We start from the raw sequence: 18,195 nt of genomic DNA on the forward strand, positions 1-18,195 counted from the left end.
CCATCGGGCCAGTGAGCGCACCTAGCTTCCTACGCCAGTATCAACTGGGTCAGGTTCAAAGGGTCGCGTCACCGTGCATCTGCACTGTCAGCCTCTCAGTCCCCTAGGCGGGACCCCCCTGCGTGCAATCAGTGGTAGTGGGAATCACCTGCGCTGACAAGAGGGCAGGCCCCGTGCCACGCAAAACGGCCCGAGGTTGCCCCGGGCCGTCGTAAGATCTCGCCTAAAATCAGCGGCTTACTTGCAGCGCTTTTCGGCCTCGCCCATCGCGGCGGTGTAGCCCGAGAGCGAAAACGTGTCCTTGGTCTGGGTGCCGCGGCTCGACCGTGCGGTGAGCGTGGCGTTCGATCCGGCCTTCATCGCGGCGATGATCTTGGCGTCGTCGGCCTTGCTCGCGGGCCAAGCCCATTCGCCCTCGGTGAAGAGATCGAAGGAAGTGCCATCGACGTCGATTTCCACCGTCGAGCCACCGGCGAAAGGATAGCCGCCGGTAAAGGCCACCTGCCCTGCCACGCCCGCATCGGGGCGGAAGAAGGTCATCAACAGGATCGAGCCGCGGCGCACCGCCACAACCCGCCCGTCGCGCGTGTTCACCGTTTCGGTCGGCGCCGAGACGGCCCAGCATTCCTTGGGGTTCTTGTCTTCGAAGACACTCCAGGCGGTGTTGGCCGCCACTTGGTTGGTGCTTTCCTGTGCCGCTGCGGGCAAGGCCGCGCCCGTCAGCGCCGCTGCCGCCACAACCCCGGTGAGTGCTCCGCGAATTTGCGTAAATACCATGTTCGTCCAGCCTCCAGACTGTCCCTTTACCTCAATTTCATGACCGTCCGCTTTATCACGCCCCGGTTTCCGGGCTATACGGTCAATTCCTGCTCGACATTGCAACATTAGCCTGAAACAGGCCAGAAACGAAAGGTCGAATTGGCGAAATCCCGCACATGGCGCGGCCCCCCGGAGGTAACATGACGCAACCCCATCCCCTTGTTGAAATCTGGCGTGGCCCCTTGGCCGAGAGCCTGCATTCCGGCCATGCGGTCATCTGCGACGCCAATGGCAACATCCGCGAAGCCTGGGGCGATCCCGCGACGCTCATCCTGCCGCGCAGTTCGGCCAAGATGCTGCAGGCGCTGCCGCTGGTGGAAAGCGGTGCGGCAGAGGCGGCGGGGCTGTCGTCCGAGCGGCTGGCGCTGAGCTGTGCCTCGCATTCCGGTGCGCCGATCCATGTCGAGCGGGTGCAGCGCTGGCTGGCCGATCTCGGGCTTGGCGATGATGATTTCCGCTGTGGCGTCCAAATCCCCATGGGCGAGCCCGAGCGCGACGCGATGCTGCGCGCCAATGGCACGCCCTGTCAGGCGCATAACAATTGCTCGGGCAAACATGCGGGCTTTCTCACCCTCGCCCAGCATCTCGGCGCGGGGCCCGAATATATCGACCCCACCCACCCGGTGCAGCAGGCCTGTCTGCAGGCCTTTGAAGAGGTCACCGGCGAGACCAGCCCCGGTTTCGGCATCGACGGCTGTTCCGCCCCGAACCACGCCTGCACCCTGCATGGCATGGGCCGCGCCATGGCGCAGTTCGCCGCCGCCTCTGAGGGCGCGGATGCCCGGCAGACGGCGATGGTGCGGCTCTGGCAGGCGATGGTCGCCCATCCCGAGTTGGTCGCCGGGGAAACCCGGGCCTGCACCGAGCTGATGCGCGCCTGTTCCGAGCCGGTAGCGCTCAAGACCGGGGCCGAAGGGTTTTTCATCGCGATCCTGCCCAAGCGCGGGCTGGGCGTGGCGCTCAAGGTCACTGATGGCGCGACCCGCGCGTCGGAATGCGCGATCACCGCGCTTTTGGTGCGGCTTGGGGTGCTCTCGGCCGATCACCCGACCGCCAAACGCTATATGAACGCGCCCATCCGCAACTGGCGCGGGGTGACGACCGGCATGATCCACCCCGATGCGCGCCTGCTGAGCTGATTGCGCTTGCGCCCCGCCCCGGAACGCGCCAGTTTGGCGGCACTCTCAGGGCGGGGCGAAACTCCCCACCGGCGGTAACGGGGCCAGCCCCCGAAGCCCGCGAGCGGCCCCGGTTCTCCGGGGTGTCAGCAGACCCGGTGCAATTCCGGGGCCGACGGTCATAGTCCGGATGGAAGAGAGCGACAGGATAGGGGCCATGCGGCCCTGCCTCCTTTCGTTTGATGCTCTGGGTGACGTGTCAAATGTGAAAGGAGACCCCGATATGACACTTCCCCGCTACGCCTTTATCAAGGCCAACTGGCATTCCGATATCGTCGACCGCGCGCTCGACGGTTTTGCCGAACTGATCCCGATGGATCAGATCGACGTCTATGACGTGCCGGGCGCGTTCGAGATGCCGCTGCTGGCCCGCGATCTCGCCCAGACCGGGCGCTATGCCGCCGTGGCCGCCGCCGCCTTTGTCGTCGATGGCGGCATCTATCGCCATGATTTCGTGGCCCAGGCCGTGGTCGATGGGCTGATGCGCGCGGGCTTTGACAGCGGCGTGCCGGTGCTCTCGGTGTCGCTCACCCCGCATCACTATCAGGAAACGGATCACCACAACGCGATCTACCGCGCGCATTTCGTCGAAAAAGGCCGCGAGGCCGCCCGCGCCGCGCTCAAGATCACCGAGACCCGCGCCGCGCTGCGCCCGGCGGTGGCGGCGGCCTGATCCGCATCCTCTTGTAGAAACGCCAAGCTGACCCCACGTTAACGAATGTTAATATTTCGTTAACGTGGATCGTCACATGAAAAGATATTTCTGGATTATGAGCTTGGCGTTTTTGCCGCAACCTGCCGCCGCCGCGGAGTGCGACCCCAATTATTCAGGGGCCTGCGTGCCGATTGCCTCGGACGTGGATTGCGCCGGGGGATCGGGCAACGGCCCCGCCTATGTCCAAGGCCCGGTGCGCGTCGTGGGACGCGACATCTACGGGCTGGACCGCGACAATGACGGGATTGGCTGCGAGAATGGCTAGGTGCTGACGCTCTGGGCCTTACCCCAGATAGGCACGCAGATTGGCGGGCGGGTCGGCAAAGAGCGGCCCGGTCTCGCGCGGGGCATGGGCCATGCCATCGCTGACCACCACCACCTCATCGGCGATGCGCTGAGCGTCGCCCGGATCATGGCTCACCATCAACAGGCTCGCGCCGGTCTCACGCGCGAGCTCGGCCACCATGTCGAGCATCTCGGCCCGAAGTGCCGGCCCAAGCGCGGCAAAGGGCTCGTCCAGCAAGAGAAGCGCCCGGCGCTGCAACAGCACCCGTGCCAGCGCCACCCGCGCCCGCTGCCCGCCCGAGAGCGCCGCAGGTTTGCGCCCGCCAAGCCCGTCGAGCCCCACCCGCGCCAGCGCCTCGGCCACCGCCGCCTCGCCCGCATGGGCGAGCGATGGCCCAAGGCCCAGCCCGGCGTTCTGCGCCACGGTCAGATGCGGGAAGAGATTGCCATCCTGAAAGAGCATCGCCACGGGGCGCGCATCGGGGGCGGCGGCGCTGATGTCGCGGCCCTGCCATGTGATGCGCCCCTCGGCCAGCGGCACGAACCCCGCCACCGCCTCGAGCAGCGTCGTCTTGCCCCCGCCCGACGGGCCGATCACCGCCACCAGCCGTCCCGGCGCCAGCGCCCAGTCAGCGGCGAGGCGAAACCCGTCATTGTCGATGACACAGTTCTCAAGCTTCAGCATGATACCGCCCTCCCCGGTCGATGATGTAGAACAGCGCCAGCGACAGCAGGAGCAGCAAGAGCGCCGCCCCCGCCGCGCTCTCCATCCGATAGGCGCCCATGAGGCGATAGATCTGCAAGGGCAGCGTCGCCGTGTCGGGATCGGCAAAGAGCGCGATCACCCCGAGATCGCCCATCGACAGCGCCGCGGTGAGCCCTGCGGCAAAGCCGATCTGCGGCCGCATCCGGGGCCAGAGCACCAGCCGCACAAACCGCCCGCCGGTGAGCCCAAGGCTCAGCCCGAGCCGCCCCTCGCCCGCCAGCACATCGCGCGCCCGTGGCCCGAGGATGCGCAGCGCAAAGGGCAGCGCCATCAACGCATTGACCAGCGCCGTCACCGGCAGCGCCATGGCAATCGGATCGGTCAGCGGCCGCATCAGGATGAAAAGCCCGGTGCCGATCACCAGCGGCGAGGCGGCCAGGCCCAAGAGCCCCGAGAGCTCGACCATACGGGCAAGTATGCCGCTGCGCCCCCGACCGCCCCGCGCCGCCGCGATGGCCATCGGCAGCGCCACGATCAGCACCAGAACCGTGCTCGCCCCCGCCACAGCGAGCGAGATCGCCGCCGAGCGCCAGACTTGCCCCGGCAGGCCGATCATCCCGCCCAGCCCGGCAAGGACCACCGCGCTCAGCGGCAGCAGCAGAAAGAGCGCCGCCAGCCCGATCCAGCCCGCGTCGAGCCCACGGCGCAGCGCCCCCTGCCCGTCCCAGCGCCGGATCGCCCGGTCGAGCCCCGCGCCAAAGCCTTCGCCACTGCCAAGCCGCAGCGCCACCCAGGCAGTCACCCCGGTGAGCACCAGCTGCACCAGCGACAACAGCGCCGCGCGCCCGAGGTCAAAATCAAAGGTAAAGGCCTGATAGATCGCCAGTTCGATCGTGGTGGCCCGTGGCCCCCCGCCCAGCGTCAGCGCCACCGCGAAACTGGTGAGACAGAGGGCAAAGACCACCGCCAGCGCGCCCGGCACCACCCGCATCAGCATCGGCAGCTCTATCAGCCGCCACATCGACCAGCCCTCGATGCCAAGCTGTGCGGCGAGGCGGAACCGCTCGCCCGGCACCTCCTGCCAGCCCTGCAAGATGAGCCGCGTCGCCAGGGGCAGGTTGAAGAACACATGCGCCAGAACGACGCCATGCAACCCGTAGATGCTCAGCGGGGGCAGGCCGAACTGGCCCAGGATCTGACTGATCCAGCCGCCCCGGCCAAAGACCGTCACCAGCCCCAGCACACCGACGATCACCGGCAGGATAAAGGGCGCGCCCATCAGCCCGATGAGCGCCGCCCGACCGCGAAACCGCCGCCGCGCCAAGGCGCGGGCGACCGGCACCGCCAGCCCGACGCTGAGCAGTGCCGACAGGCTCGCCTGCAGCAGGGTAAAGCGCAGCGCCGACCAGTCCGCAGGCCCGAAAAGCCCCGCGCCACCCTCGGCCCGCAGCGCCACGGTGAGCAATGTGCCAAGGATCACCGCCGCCACGCCAAGCGCGGCGACGAGACCCGGCGTGCCGCTTACCGGCTGAGCGCGGTCAGCCATTCATCCAGCGCGGGCTTGCGCAGCGCCTCGGCCTCGTCTGCCGTGTAGAACAGCGCCTTTTCCGGCTGGGTCAGCGTCTCGAACCCTTTGGGGAGACCGGCCTCGGGGGTCACCGCCGGGTACATCCAATTGGTGGTGGGCAGGATCGACTGCGCCGCGTCCGACACCATGAAGGCGAGGAACTGGCGGGCGAGATCGGGCTGATCGCTGCCCTTGAGCATGCCGGCCACTTCGACCTGCATGTAATGGCCCTCGTCAAAAAGCGCCGCCGCCTTGCTGGCGTCCTCCTCGGCAATCAGGTGATAGGCGGGCGACGTGGTATAGCTCAGCACCATATCCGCCTCGCCCTCGAGGAACAGGCCATAGGCCTCGGACCAGCCCTTGGTGACGGTCACGATATTGTCCGACAGCCCCTCCCAGATCGCCGGGGCCTCGTCGCCATAGGCCGATTTGACCCAGTAGAGCAGACCGAGACCGGGGGTCGAGCTGCGCGGGTCCTGAATGACGATCTTGGTGTCGCTCTCGGCCAGCGCGCGGAAATCGCCCGGTGCGGCAAAGCCCTCGTTATGGACAAAGGCGAAATAGCCCCAGTCATAGGGCAGGAAATTGGCATCCTCCCAGACAATCGGCAGGTCATATTCGGCGCTCACCTCATGCGGCGCAAAAAGCCCGGTCTCCGCCGCCGCCGCCATCAGGTTGGTGTCGATGCCGAGCACCACATCCGCCTCGGAATGCGCCCCTTCGAGCCGCACCCGCGCCAACAGCGCCGCGCCATCCTCGATCCCCACGAGGTTGAGATCGCAGCCACAGCTTTCCTCGAACGCCCCCTCGATCTTGGGCCCCGGACCCCAGTCCGAGACGAAACTGTCATAGGTATAAACGGTGAGCTCGGGCGTGTCGGCGATCCCCGCCCCCGGCAGCGCCCCGCCCAGACATCCCAGCGCAATTGCAATCTTCTTCATGGCACTCTCCTTGGCGGCGCGAGGGGCAAGGAGAGGCAATGTCGTGCAATCCTTCCCTCCGCCGGTTCTAGCCGGTTCAGGTTCAACGGGTTCGCACAGCGTCTCAGTTCGCACGGGCCAGCGGCCCACAGGAACACCCCGAGGTCTCCAGAAAACTAAAGCCCGCCGCCCCGGGTTGCAAGGCCGCTCACTCGGCGAGCAAGAGCTCGATGCCGCGCGACTGGATCATCCGGGCGATGTCTTCGGGCGGGGCCTCGTCCGACACCAGAATGTCGAACCGGTCGGCATGGTCGAGCACCACGGGCGCGCGTTTGCCGAATTTCTCGGCCACGGTCACCACGATGCGCACCTGCGCGTTCTGGGCGGCGATGCGGGCGATATTCGCCTCTTCGAAATCATGCAGCATAAATCCCATTTCGGCATTCACCGCACCGATGGAAAACACCGCGAACTGGGTGTTGAACCGCCCCACCAGATCAATCGCCTCGGCCCCGAAGGCACCGCCATCATGCGACCGCAGCTCGCCGCCCGCGAGAAACACCCGGTTGCCGTTCCGGGTGGCCAGGGTCTGCGCCACAAAGATCGAATTGGTCACCACATAGAGGTTCTTATGGCTGCGCAGCGCCATCGCCACATAGGCGGTGGTCGAGCCCACATCGAGAAACACCGAATCGCCATCGCTGATCGTCGCGGCGACCCGCGCCGCGAGCCGGGTCTTGATCTCGGCCTGGGTGTCCATCCGGTTCTGAAACGGTGCCTCGTTGAGCCGATGCACCAGATGCACGCCGCCATGCACCTTGCGCACCACCTCATTGTCCTCGAGCGAGCGGATATTGCGTCGGATCGTCTCATTGGACACGCCAAGCCGCTCGGCCAGAAAGCTCACCCGGCAGGAGCCACCGGCGCGGCGCAGCTCGGTGAGGATTTCTTCTTCGCGCTGATTTGTGGTTTTCGCGAGGCTACTCATACGGGATCGGGCCATTTCACTAGGATCGGGGAGGCCAGACTAGGCAGTTTGCCACAAAATGCCAAATCCAAACCGCTGGAAAATTAAATGATGTGGCAAACTGTGGTTTTTATTGACAGGTGCCCGAGTCGTATTGCACGGTTTTCCCGGGAGACTTGCGGTGTTGCGGTGAAAACCCAACATTTTGCAACATGGGAGGCTGGTTTGAACCAACAAGAACGTATGCGTCGCATCATGGCGCTGCCCTGCTGGACGGGCGAGGTGACCCTGTCGCCGCTCGAAGGTGGGATCACCAATCTCAACTACCTCGCCGAGGATGCGGCGGGCCGCTACGCGGTGCGGGTGGGCTCGGACATTCCCGAACATCACGTGATGCGCTTCAATGAGCTGAGCGCCATGCACGCGGCCTATGCGGCGGGCGTGGCCCCGGCGGTGAAATATGCCGAGCCCTCGGTCACCGTGCTCGATTTCGTCGACAGCCATACGCTTACTGCCGAGGATGTGCGCGCGCCCGAGATGCTGCCGCGCATCATCGACCTGGTGAAACGCTGCCACCGCGACGCGCCGAAACATCTGCGCGGCCCGGCGCTCATCTTCTGGGTCTTTCATGTGATCCGCGATTATGGCGCGACGCTGGCCGAACGGCAGAGCCCGCACGGCCCGCTGATCGACGAGCTGGTGTCGCTCGGCAACAGCCTCGAAGAGGCGGCGGGGCCTTTCGACATGGTCTTTGGCCACAATGATCTGCTGGCGGCCAATCTGCTCGACGATGGCACGCGGCTCTGGCTCATCGATTACGACTATGCCGGCTTCAACAGCCCGCTTTTCGATCTCGGCGGGTTGGCGTCGAACAACGGCCTTTCGGAGGCGCAGGAAGTGGCCTGTCTCGAACACTATTTCGAGGCCCCCGTCACCGGTGATCTGCTGCACCGCTATGCGGCGATGAAATGCGCCTCGCTCCTGCGTGAAACCATGTGGAGCATGGTGTCGGAACTCACCTCCGAGCTCGACTTCGACTACGCCGCCTACACGGCCGACAACCTCGCCGCCTTCCGGCAATCCCATACCGATTTCCTGACTATGTAAGGACCCTACTGGATGACTGACCTGCCAACCTCAGCCAAGGCCGTGATCATCGGCGGCGGCATCGTCGGCGTTTCGACCGCCTATCACCTGGCCAAGCTGGGCTGGACCGACACGGTGCTGCTCGAACGCAAGAAACTGACCTCGGGCACGACCTTTCACGCGGCGGGTCTCGTCGGCCAGCTGCGCTCTAACGCCAATATCACCCAGCTGCTGGGCTATTCCGTCGATCTCTACAACAAGATCGAGGAAGAGACCGGGCTCGGCACGGGCTGGAAGATGAACGGCGGCCTGCGCCTCGCCTGTAACGAAGAACGCTGGACCGAGGTCAAGCGGCAGGCCACCACCGCCCATAGTTTCGGCCTCGAGATGGAGCTTCTGACGCCGTCGGAGGCGCAGAAACTCTGGCCCTTGATGAATGTCGATGACGTGGTGGGCGCGGCCTATATGCCGACCGACGGTCAGGCCAACCCTTCGGACATCACCCAGGCGCTGGCCAAGGGCGCGCGCATGGCGGGGGCGTCGATCTTTGAGGACACCAAGGTCACCGATATCGAGATCGAGGATGGCCGCATCCGCGCGGTGATCACCGATCAGGGCCGCATCGAATGCGAAAAGGTGATCTGCTGCGCCGGGCAATGGACCCGCGATTTCGCCGCGCGGTTTGGCGTCAACGTGCCGCTGGTGCCGATGGAGCATCAATATATGGTCACCGAGGCGATCGAGGGCGTGACCTCCGATCTGCCGACCCTGCGCGATCCCGACCGGCTCACCTATTACAAGGAAGAGGTCGGCGGGCTGGTGATGGGCGGCTACGAGCCGAACCCGATCCCCTGGGCCAAGACCGGCATTCCCAAGGGCTTTCACTACTCCCTGCTCGACAGCAATTTCGACCATTTCGAACAGCTGATGGAGCTGGCGCTCGGCCGGGTGCCCGCGCTGGAAAGCGCCGGGATCAAGACGCTGACCAACGGCCCCGAGAGCTTTACCCCCGATGGCAATTTCATCATCGGCGAGGCGCCCGAGCTGCGGAATTTCTATGTCGGTGCCGGGTTCAACGCCTTTGGCATCGCCGCCGGCGGCGGCGCGGGCATGGCGCTGGCGGAATGGGTCCACAAGGGCGAGCCGCCGTTCGACCTCTGGTCCGCCGACATCCGCCGTTTCGGCGCGCCGCATTTCGACACCGATTGGGTCCGTACCCGCACCATCGAGGCCTATGCCAAGCACTACACGATGGGCTGGCCGCATGAGGAAAACCGCTCGGGCCGGCCCTGCCGCAAATCGCCGCTCTATGATCGGCTGGCGGCACAGGGGGCGTGTTTCGGCGAAAAGCTCGGCTGGGAGCGACCCAATTGGTTCGCCGATGCCTCACAGGGCGAAGAGCCGCGCGACATCTATACCTTCGGGCGTCAGAACTGGTTCGACGCGGTCGGGCGCGAACACCGCGCCGCGCGCGAGGCGGCGGTGCTCTTTGATCAGAGCTCCTTTGCCAAATTCGCCCTCAAAGGCCCCGATGCCGTCGAGGCGCTCAACTGGATCGCCGCCAATGACGTGGACAAGCCGGTGGGCGCGCTCACCTACACCCAGATGCTCAATGATCACGGCGGCATCGAATGCGATCTGACCGTCGGGCGGGTGGCGCGGGACGAGTTCTACATCGTCACCGGCACCGGCTTTGCCACCCATGATTTCGACTGGATCCGCCGCAACATCCCCGAGGGTCTCAACTGTCAGCTCTTCGACATCACCTCGTCCCGCGCGGTGCTGTCGCTGATGGGGCCGAAATCGCGCGACATTCTCGCGGCGGTGACCTCGCAGGATGTGAGCAACGAAGCCTTCCCCTTTGGCACGCTCAAACCCATCGGCATCGCGGGCTGCCGCGTCGATGCGCTGCGCGTCACCTATGTGGGCGAGCTCGGCTGGGAGCTGCACCTGCCGGTCGAATTTGCCACCACGGTCTATGACGCGCTGATGGCGGCGGGGGCCGATCACGGGCTGATCAACGCGGGCTACCGCGCCATTGACTCGCTGCGGCTCGAAAAGGGCTATCGCGCCTGGGGCTCGGACATCGGGCCGGATCACACGCCGTTCGAGGCCGGTCTCGGCTGGGCGGTCAAGCTGCGCAAGGACATCCCCTTCAAGGGGCGCGCCGCGGCCAAGGACCAGAATGAAGGCGGCGTGAAAAAGCTCATGGCCTGTTTCACCACCGATCCCGAAGTGGTGCTCTTGGGGCGCGAGACGATCTATCGCAATGGCGAGCGGGTCGGCTGGCTCACCAGCGGCGGCTATGGCTACACGGTCGAGAAATCCATCGGCTACGGCTATGTGCGCCACCCCGATGGCGTCACCCGCGATTTCGTCGAAAGCGGCAGCTATGAGCTCGAGGTCGGCACCGAACGGGTGGCCTGCGAGGTCCATATGACACCGCTCTACGACCCCGCCATGACACGGGTCAAGGCATGAGCCCGACCCAAACAGATCCTGACTGGCGCGGGCCTCTCTCCGCCCGCGCCATTGGGGCGCCCGGAAGGTGGTTCCGGGCGCATCTATTCCGGAGCCCCGCATGACCACAGCCAAGACCACAGCCAACAGCACCGCCATCCCCACCGAGTTCTGCCTCGCCCTCGCGACAGAGGCGGCCGAGACGGCCAAACGGTTCTTTCGCCGCCCCATCGGGGTGGAATTCAAAGCGGATGAAAGCCCCGTCACCCAGGCCGACCGCGCCATCGAGACGCTGGTGCGCGACCGGATCACAGCGCGCTATCCCGATCACGGCATCGTCGGCGAAGAGCACGGGATCGAAGGCGCGGATCGCGGCCGGATCTGGGTCATCGACCCGATCGACGGCACGCGGTCGTTTATCTCGGGCCACCCGCTCTTTGGCTTTCTGCTCGCCCATCTCGACCAAGGCGTGCCACAGCTCGGGCTGATCGGCATGCCGATGCTGGGCGAGACCTATCTCGGCCTGCGCGATGGCGGGGCGAGCTGCAATGGCAAGCCGATCCGCGCCTCCAATCAGACGATGCTCGGCCTCGCCACGGTCTATATCAACGAGGGCGACAAGATCGCCACGTATCATCCCGCGCTCTTTCAGAAACTCCTGCGGTTGGGCCGCACCCGGCGCTTTGGCTATGATTGCTACCCCCACGCGCTTTTGGCGGCGGGGCATGTGGATGTGGTCATCGACTATGATCTCAAACCCTATGATTTCCTCGCGCTGCGCCCGGTGGTGACCGGCGCGGGCGGCGTGCTCACCGATTGGCAGGGCCGCACACCGGGGCTCGATTACGAAGGCCCGGTCGTCTCGGCCGCCACGCCCGAATTGCACGAAGAGGTGCTCGACATCCTGAAAGATCACCCCGCCCCGGCACCACGCCCCGGCGGATAAGACCTGACCGGTCCGGGGCACGCCCCGGCCCGATCCAAATGACGACAAGGCCGATCAAGCGGCCGCATCATTTTGCAACATGGAGACAGACCTATGGAAATGATAGGGACGGTAATCATCTACATCATCATGGCCTGCGCCGTGCTCGGCGCATTCGCCTATATCCGAAACCCTGAAAGCGGTCTCGGCAAGGAATTCCAAGAGGGGCTCTATTCCATCGGCCCGATCTTCGTGCCGGTGGCCGGGATCATGGCCGCGATCCCCTATCTGTCGGAATTCGTCAGCGCCGTGGTCGGCCCGCTCTTCATGCTGATCGGCGCGGATCCGGCCATCGCCGCCACCACGATCATCGCCATCGACATGGGCGGCTATCAGCTCGCCGATGTGCTGGCGCAGAGCCGCGAAGCGTGGATCATCGCCTCGCTGGTCGGCTATATGGCGGGGGCCACGATCATCTTTTCGATCCCGGTCGGGCTCGCCATGCTCAAGAAATCCGATCACAAATATATGGCGCTCGGCATCATGTCGGGCATCCTGAGCGTGCCTCTGGGCGTGTTCATCTCGGCCATGCTGATCATGGTCGGCGATGTGCAGGTGCGCCCCGATATTGCCGCCAGCGGCGACGCCACCCTGTCGCTCGCCCTCGGGATGGGCTCGATCCTGCGCAACCTCGCGCCGCTGGCGATCTTCTGTGTCGCCATCGCGCTTGGCCTGCGCTTTGCGCCCAATGCGATGATCCGGGGCTTTCTGTGGTTCGGCAAGATCATGTATGCGGGCATCACGCTGGTGCTGGTGTTTTCCATCGTGGAATATTTCACCGGGCTCTTCACCAATGTGCTCGGCGGTTGGGGCTTTGACCCGATCATCGCCGACGAGGCCGATCAGTTCCGCGCGCTCGAGATCGCGGGCTATATCGGCATCATGCTCGCCGGGGCCTTCCCGATGGTCTATCTGATCACCAAATATCTCGCCGGTCCGATGCAGGCCATGGGCCATGCCATCGGCGTCTCACCCCGGGGCGCGGCGGGTTTGCTGGCGGCGGCGGCCAATGTGCTCGCCATGTATCGGCTGATCGGCGACATGCCGGCCCGCGACAAGGTGCTGGCCATCGCGTTCTGCGTCTGCGCCGCCTTCTCCTTTGGCGACCACCTGGCCTTTGCCGCGAATTTCCAACCGTCGATCATCCTGCCGCTCTTGCTGGGCAAGCTCGGCGGCGGCATCTGCGGCTTTGTCATCGCGCTTTGGCTCTCGGTGCCCAAGGCGCTCGAGTTGGAGGCGGAAGAGCCCGCCTTGGCAGATCCCCAACCCGCCTGATCCGGCTCTCCCCGTGCCGACAGGCCCCTCGCCCCCGCAGTCCGCTGTGGGGGCGTTTTTCGTGGCGCGGGTCCCTGCCCGTTTTTGTCGCAAATATCTCGCAGCGTGGCTAATTTACATCCACACCCTCCAAAGTTTCGGCTAGGCTGCGGCCAAATCAGGGCCACGTAGGCCCCTGCTTTCAATTGAAAATTGTCCCAATGTTGCGTGCGAGAAACCGAACCACCGGCACCGGGCCGCCTTGAGACGGGCGGCCCCGCCCAAAAGACGACAAAGAATTTTACAAAGATGAGCGCATGAGCTGCCTGACCAATTTCGACGTCTCCACCGTATCGCTCTCGGTGCTGGCCCTCTGGGCGGTCTCGGGGCTGGTGCTGATCTGGGTCGCCCGGTCACACCGCTTCGCCGGCAAACCCGCCTTTATCCTGACCTTTGCGGCGATGCTCTGGTGGCTCTTCACCGTGGCGGCGGATTTCGCCTCTGTCGGGCTCGACTGCAAGGTCGCCTGGTCGCTCGCCGCCTGGCCCGGTATCGCGCTCTTGCCGATTGCCTGGGCCTTTTTCCTCTTTGACTACACGCTCAACCCCGACCGCCACAGCAAGCGCCGCCGCCCCTATACCTATATCGGCGTGCCGCTCGTGGTGAGCCTCGTGGCGCTCACCAATGGCCAGACCCATATGCTCTACACCGAGGCCACCTATCTGATCGAAGACGCGCCGCATCCTTATGTGGTCTTTGATCACGGGCCGCTCTTCTATGCGGTGGCGGCCGGGCTCTATGTCTTTGTGCTGAGCTCGCTCGGCGTGCTGCTCTATGCCTTCCACCGCGCCACCGTGGCGATCCGGCCCTTTCTCGGCGTGCTGCTGGTCATCACCGCAGCACCTCTCAGCGCGAATTTCGCCTATATCGTCTGGGGTTTCACGGTGTTCGGCTTTGATCCGACACCGTTCATGTTCACCGCCGCGCTGCTCGCCTTCAGCTGGCTTCTGACCAACAACACGATGATGGACACCGAGGCGCAGGGCCGCAGCCTGATCTTCTATGCCACCAGCGATCCGGTGCTGATCACCGATTCCGAATTCCGCTTTACCGGCGCCAATCCCGCCGCGACCGAGATCTTTGGCCCGCTGCTGCCGAAACCCGGCGGCTCGCTGCGCAGCCTGCTCGCCCTCGCCCCGATCCTCAACACGCTCGACCGCGATCAGAGCACCGCACGCGGCGCGCCGGTGCCGCTCGCCGACCGCATATTCGAGCCCCGCATCCTGCCCATCGAGAGCCCCATTCGCACCCGCCGCAACCTGCTCGGCTGGACGATCTCGCTCGTCGATATCACCGAACGCGAACACTCGGCCCAGGCGCTGCGCGAGGCGCTGGTCCGGGCCGAGGCCGCCAATCACGCCAAATCGCAATTCATCGCCATGATCAGCCATGAGCTGCGCACCCCGATGACCTCGGTCAAGGGCGGGCTCGATCTGGCGCTCAACGGCTTTCCCGGCGAGCCGAGCGAACCCATCCGCAAGCTTCTCAACATCGCCCAGCGCAACAGCATGCGGATGCTCAAACTCATCGACGACGTGCTCGACCTGCAAAAGCTCGATCTCAACACGCTGCGCCTGCACCCGGTGGCGCTCGATATGGATGAACTTCTCGCCAATCTGCTCGAGGAACATGCAGGTCAGGCGGATCAGGCCAAGGTGCGGCTCACCATCGTCTCCGACAAGATCGGCCAGCAGGTCCATGTCGATCCCAACCGGGTGCGGCAGGTGGTCGGCAATGTGATCTCCAACGCGATCAAGTTCTCCCCCGAGGGCGCCCATGTCGATCTCTCGGTGCAGCTCAAACCCGAGGCGCTCCGCCTCTCGGTCCGCGACAGCGGCATCGGCATCCCGGCCAAATCCGAGGACCGCGTGTTCGGCCGCTTCCACCAGATCGAAAGCGACCTGACCCCGACCCATGGCGGCTCGGGGCTCGGCATGCATATCGCCAAGGTGCTGATCGAACGGATGGGCGGCGCGATCTCCTACGAGAGCGTGCTCGGCCAAGGCACCGTCTTTCACATCGATCTGCCGCTCGCCGCCTGACCCGGCTCAGAGATCCTTGACCAGCCGCAGCGCGTCGTAAATCGCCGCATGGGTGTTGCGGGCCGACACTGCATCGCCGATCCGGAAAAGCTGAAACGCCCCCGCCTCGTGGCGCAGGACCTCCTGAGGCCGCCCCGCGACCAGCGCCTCGTGATCCACCGCCCCGCCATTGCGGCTCAGCGGTTTGAGATCGAAATAGAGCGTATCGAGCGGCAGCGTGCCATAGTTCACCACCACCTGATCATAGCTCTGCTGACGGCTGAAATCGCTGTAATCCGTGCCGATCGTCGCGGTGAGCCGATTGCCCGACCGTTCCACCCCCAAGAGCCGCCGCGCTACGGTAAAGGTGACATCCTTGTCCTGCAGCGCCCGCATATAGGGCACCAGGTTCATCGCCATGATATCGGGGGCAAAGGTGCGATCCGGCGTCATCACCTCGACCTTGGCCCCCGCCTTGGCCGCAATCTCCGCCGCCTGCAGCGCCGGGTGATCGCCGCTCTCATCATAGATGAGGATATGGCCCGCCGGTTTCACATCGCCCGCGATGATGTCCCAGGCCGAGACCACATGCGCGGCCTCCTGCCCGGACTCGAAGAGCTCGAGATTGGGCAGCCCGCCGGTGGCCACGATCACCACATCCGGGTCGAGCGCGGTCACATCCTCGGCCTCGGCCCAGGTGTTGAACCGGAACGTCACATCGCGCGCCGCGCATTGCGCCATCCGCCAATCGATGATCGAGATCATCTCGCGGCGGCGCGGGCTCTGCGCGGTGAGCCGCACCTGCCCGCCGGGATCGGGCTGCGCCTCGAAAACAGTGACGTCATGGCCGCGCTCGGCCGCGACCCGCGCCGCCTCGAGCCCCGCCGGACCGGCGCCAACCACGACGATCTTGCGCCGTGTCTCAGCCGGCGCAATCGTGTGCGGCATCGACAATTCGCGCCCGGTGGCGGCGTTGTGAATGCAGAGCGCCTCGCCCGCCTGATAAATCCGGTCGAGACAATAAGTGGCCCCGACGCAAGGCCGTATATCCTCTTCGCGCCCCTCCATGATCTTCTTGACCACATGCGGATCGGCCATATGGGCGCGGGTCATCCCCACCATATCCAAAAGCCCCGCCTCCACCGCATGGCGCGCGGTCGCCACATCGGGAATGCGCGCCGCGTGAAAGGTCGGCATCCCGGTGCGCTTTTTCACCTCGCCCGCGAAATCGAGATGCGGCGCGCTCGGCATCCCCTGCACCGGGATCACATCGGTCATCGCCGGATCGGTGTGGATGCGGCCCCGGATCACGTTGAGAAAATCGAGCTGCCCGGTCCCCGCCAGCTTCTCGGACATCTCGAGCCCCTCCTCCGGGGTGATGCCGCCCTTTTGCGCCTCATCCGCCGTATAGCGGAAACCGACGATGAACTCATGTCCCACCCGCTTGCGGATCGCCGCCAGCACATCAAGCGGAAAGCGCATCCGGTTCTCGAGCGTATCGGCCCCATAGGGCCCGACCAGATCATTGGTCAGCGGCGACCAGAACTGATCGAGAAGATGGCCATAGACCTGCAATTCGATGCCATCCATGCCGCCCGCCTGCATCCGCTCGGCGGCATCGGCGAAATCCGTGATGATCCGGTCAATATCCCAATCCTCGATGAGCTTGGGAAAGGCGCGATGCGCCGGTTCGCGATGCTTGCTCGACGACACCGAGGGCAGCCAATCGCCCTTGTTCCAGGTGGTGCGACGGCCCAGATGGGTGAGCTGGATCATCACCGCACAGCCATGTTCGTGGCAGGCATCGGTCAGGTTCTGGATCCACGGCACCACCTCGTCCTTATAGGCGAGCACATTGTTGAACACCGGCGGGCTGTCCTTTGACACCGCCGCCGATCCCGCCGTCATCGCCAGCGCCACCCCGGCCCGCGCCCGTTCCTCGTGATAGGCGCGATAGCGGTCCTTGGGCATCCCATCCTCGGGATAGGCCGGTTCGTGACTGGTGGTCATGATCCGGTTCTTCAAGGTGAGATGTTTGAGCTGATAGGGCTGAAGCAGGGGGTCTGTGCTCATGATCTGGGTCTCGGTACCTGGAGGGTCTGGGTCTGGGTCTGGGAAACTGGGCTTGGAAATCTGGGGCTCTGGCGGGCTTGACACAGGTGTCAGGAGAAAGCCTGCGCCACAATTGACATATGTGTCAAGTCTTATAGCATGGCGCCATGACCAGACCCGCCCCCCGCCAGCGTCAACGCGGCTCCAAAGACCTGTGGCTCGACGCCGCCTATGAGATGCTGATCTCCGAGGGGATCGAGGCCGTCAAAATCATGCCGCTGGCCAAGCGGCTCAACCTGACGCGCACCGGCTTTTACTGGTTCTTCAAGGATCTCGCCGAATTGCATGCGGCGATGATCGAACGCTGGCAGAACCGCAACACCGACGCGCTGGTGGCGCAATGCGAAAAACCCGCCGACAGCCTCTGTGCGGCGCTGTTTCATGTGATGGATTGCTGGCTCGACCCGGCGCTCTTTGACGGGCGGCTCGATCTCGCGATTCGCAACTGGGCGCGCAATGATGCGGCCCTTCTGGCGCGGGTCACCGCCGCCGATACCCGCCGCATCGAGGCGGTGCGCGACCTCTTCCTGCGCCACGGCTTTGCCCCGGAACAGGCCCAGGTGCGCGCGCTCACCGTCATGCTCACCCAGATCGGCTATAGCTCGATGGACATCACCGAGCCGCGCGCCGAACGGCTCGCCCGGGTGCAGCATTATGTCGAGCTTTTCGCCGGCACCCCGCCCACGCCCGAGGAGGCGGCCGAGTTTCTCGCCCGCCACGCCCCGGCGTAATCCCGGTTCACATCTCTACGATGGGTGCCACCTCGACGCTGCCCGCGCCGCCTTCGAGGATCGGACAGCCCCGCGCCAGATCGCACGCCGCCGCCATGTCCGCGGCCTCGACAATCGTATAGCCCGAAAGCGGGTTGGCCCCGCCATCGTCGCGCAGCCCGTCCGCCGTCACCGTCTTGGACATGCCCACCGGGTTGCCCATGTCGAGACAGGCCGCGCCCATCCCTTCGAGCCACCCCTGCCACGCGCCCATGATCCGGGCGATCTCGGCATCGTCATCGGGGTTGGGGGCGCTGCCCCCGTGATAGGCGAAGATGAATTTCGGCATG

The 18,195-nt window shown here is 65.1% G+C and carries 16 protein-coding genes and 3 riboswitches; of the genes, 9 read left to right on the top strand and 7 right to left on the bottom strand.

What is annotated here, in order from left to right:
- Positions 1-9: 9 nt before the first annotated feature.
- Positions 10-130: riboswitch (TPP riboswitch) on the bottom strand.
- A 107-nt stretch (positions 131-237) separates the two neighbouring features.
- Positions 238-777: an invasion associated locus B family protein gene (locus WA237_RS10865; RefSeq protein ID WP_336097695.1), complete on the bottom strand. Its 540-nt coding sequence runs from the start codon at positions 775-777 to the stop codon at positions 238-240.
- A gap of 182 nt (positions 778-959) precedes the next feature.
- Here WA237_RS10865 and WA237_RS10870 point away from each other — a divergent pair, with 182 nt between their 5' ends.
- From WA237_RS10870 to WA237_RS10880, 3 genes are all read left to right on the top strand, one after another.
- Complete coding sequence (locus WA237_RS10870) at positions 960-1,958, top strand: asparaginase (RefSeq protein ID WP_336097696.1); 999 nt, start codon at positions 960-962, stop codon at positions 1,956-1,958.
- Between the two features lie 37 nt (positions 1,959-1,995).
- A riboswitch (FMN riboswitch) is annotated at positions 1,996-2,143 on the top strand.
- Between the two features lie 77 nt (positions 2,144-2,220).
- Positions 2,221-2,670: a 6,7-dimethyl-8-ribityllumazine synthase gene (locus WA237_RS10875; RefSeq protein ID WP_009814131.1), complete on the top strand. Its 450-nt coding sequence runs from the start codon at positions 2,221-2,223 to the stop codon at positions 2,668-2,670.
- A 97-nt stretch (positions 2,671-2,767) separates the two neighbouring features.
- The gene (locus tag WA237_RS10880; protein ID WP_336097697.1) at positions 2,768-2,977 is read left to right on the top strand and encodes a hypothetical protein; all 210 of its coding nucleotides are present in this window, start codon (positions 2,768-2,770) and stop codon (positions 2,975-2,977) included.
- An 18-nt stretch (positions 2,978-2,995) separates the two neighbouring features.
- Here the strand turns inward: WA237_RS10880 and WA237_RS10885 are convergent, their stop codons facing one another.
- The 4 genes from WA237_RS10885 to WA237_RS10900 all read right to left on the bottom strand — a co-directional run bounded on the left by WA237_RS10885 (position 2,996) and on the right by WA237_RS10900 (position 7,178).
- Positions 2,996-3,682, bottom strand: coding sequence for a thiamine ABC transporter ATP-binding protein (locus WA237_RS10885; RefSeq protein ID WP_336097698.1), 687 nt, complete (start codon positions 3,680-3,682; stop codon positions 2,996-2,998).
- On the bottom strand, positions 3,669-5,249 hold the full coding sequence (locus tag WA237_RS10890; RefSeq protein ID WP_336097699.1) for a thiamine/thiamine pyrophosphate ABC transporter permease ThiP: 1,581 nt from the start codon (positions 5,247-5,249) through the stop codon (positions 3,669-3,671). The genes WA237_RS10885 and WA237_RS10890 overlap by 14 nt, the downstream gene beginning before the upstream one ends.
- Positions 5,225-6,211, bottom strand: coding sequence for a thiamine ABC transporter substrate binding subunit (gene thiB / locus WA237_RS10895; protein WP_336097700.1), 987 nt, complete (start codon positions 6,209-6,211; stop codon positions 5,225-5,227). The genes WA237_RS10890 and thiB overlap by 25 nt, the downstream gene beginning before the upstream one ends.
- A gap of 36 nt (positions 6,212-6,247) precedes the next feature.
- A riboswitch (TPP riboswitch) is annotated at positions 6,248-6,362 on the bottom strand.
- Between the two features lie 36 nt (positions 6,363-6,398).
- Positions 6,399-7,178 carry a DeoR/GlpR family DNA-binding transcription regulator gene (locus WA237_RS10900; protein WP_009814126.1) on the bottom strand — a complete coding sequence of 260 codons (780 nt, stop codon included), beginning with the start codon at positions 7,176-7,178 and terminating at the stop codon, positions 6,399-6,401.
- A gap of 204 nt (positions 7,179-7,382) precedes the next feature.
- Here WA237_RS10900 and WA237_RS10905 point away from each other — a divergent pair, with 204 nt between their 5' ends.
- The 5 genes from WA237_RS10905 to WA237_RS10925 all read left to right on the top strand — a co-directional run bounded on the left by WA237_RS10905 (position 7,383) and on the right by WA237_RS10925 (position 15,044).
- Positions 7,383-8,264 (top strand): choline/ethanolamine kinase family protein, encoded by an 882-nt coding sequence (locus tag WA237_RS10905; protein WP_156783366.1) that lies wholly within the window; start codon positions 7,383-7,385, stop codon positions 8,262-8,264.
- 12 nt (positions 8,265-8,276) lie between these two features.
- Positions 8,277-10,724: a GcvT family protein gene (locus WA237_RS10910; RefSeq protein WP_336097701.1), complete on the top strand. Its 2,448-nt coding sequence runs from the start codon at positions 8,277-8,279 to the stop codon at positions 10,722-10,724.
- Between the two features lie 100 nt (positions 10,725-10,824).
- Positions 10,825-11,649, top strand: a complete 825-nt coding sequence (locus WA237_RS10915; RefSeq protein ID WP_336097702.1) for an inositol monophosphatase family protein — start codon at positions 10,825-10,827, stop codon at positions 11,647-11,649.
- A 93-nt stretch (positions 11,650-11,742) separates the two neighbouring features.
- Positions 11,743-12,963 (top strand): ethanolamine utilization protein EutH, encoded by a 1,221-nt coding sequence (eutH, locus tag WA237_RS10920; RefSeq protein ID WP_009814122.1) that lies wholly within the window; start codon positions 11,743-11,745, stop codon positions 12,961-12,963.
- A gap of 296 nt (positions 12,964-13,259) precedes the next feature.
- Positions 13,260-15,044: a sensor histidine kinase gene (locus WA237_RS10925; RefSeq protein ID WP_336097704.1), complete on the top strand. Its 1,785-nt coding sequence runs from the start codon at positions 13,260-13,262 to the stop codon at positions 15,042-15,044.
- 6 nt (positions 15,045-15,050) lie between these two features.
- Here WA237_RS10925 and WA237_RS10930 read toward each other — a convergent pair whose 3' ends face one another.
- Positions 15,051-17,096, bottom strand: coding sequence for an NADH:flavin oxidoreductase (locus tag WA237_RS10930; protein ID WP_336097705.1), 2,046 nt, complete (start codon positions 17,094-17,096; stop codon positions 15,051-15,053).
- 146 nt (positions 17,097-17,242) lie between these two features.
- On the opposite strand from WA237_RS10930, the gene WA237_RS10935 reads away from it, so the two are divergent.
- The gene (locus WA237_RS10935) at positions 17,243-17,866 is read left to right on the top strand and encodes a TetR/AcrR family transcriptional regulator (RefSeq protein WP_336097706.1); all 624 of its coding nucleotides are present in this window, start codon (positions 17,243-17,245) and stop codon (positions 17,864-17,866) included.
- A gap of 7 nt (positions 17,867-17,873) precedes the next feature.
- Here WA237_RS10935 and WA237_RS10940 read toward each other — a convergent pair whose 3' ends face one another.
- A complete protein-coding gene (locus WA237_RS10940; RefSeq protein ID WP_336097707.1) occupies positions 17,874-18,194 on the bottom strand; it encodes a hypothetical protein in 321 nt (106 codons plus the stop codon).
- Between the last annotated feature and the right edge of the window lies 1 nt (position 18,195).

Origin of the sequence: Roseovarius sp. CH_XMU1461 (assembly GCF_037027165.1) — a bacterium.
Lineage (GTDB): Bacteria > Pseudomonadota > Alphaproteobacteria > Rhodobacterales > Rhodobacteraceae > Roseovarius > Roseovarius nubinhibens.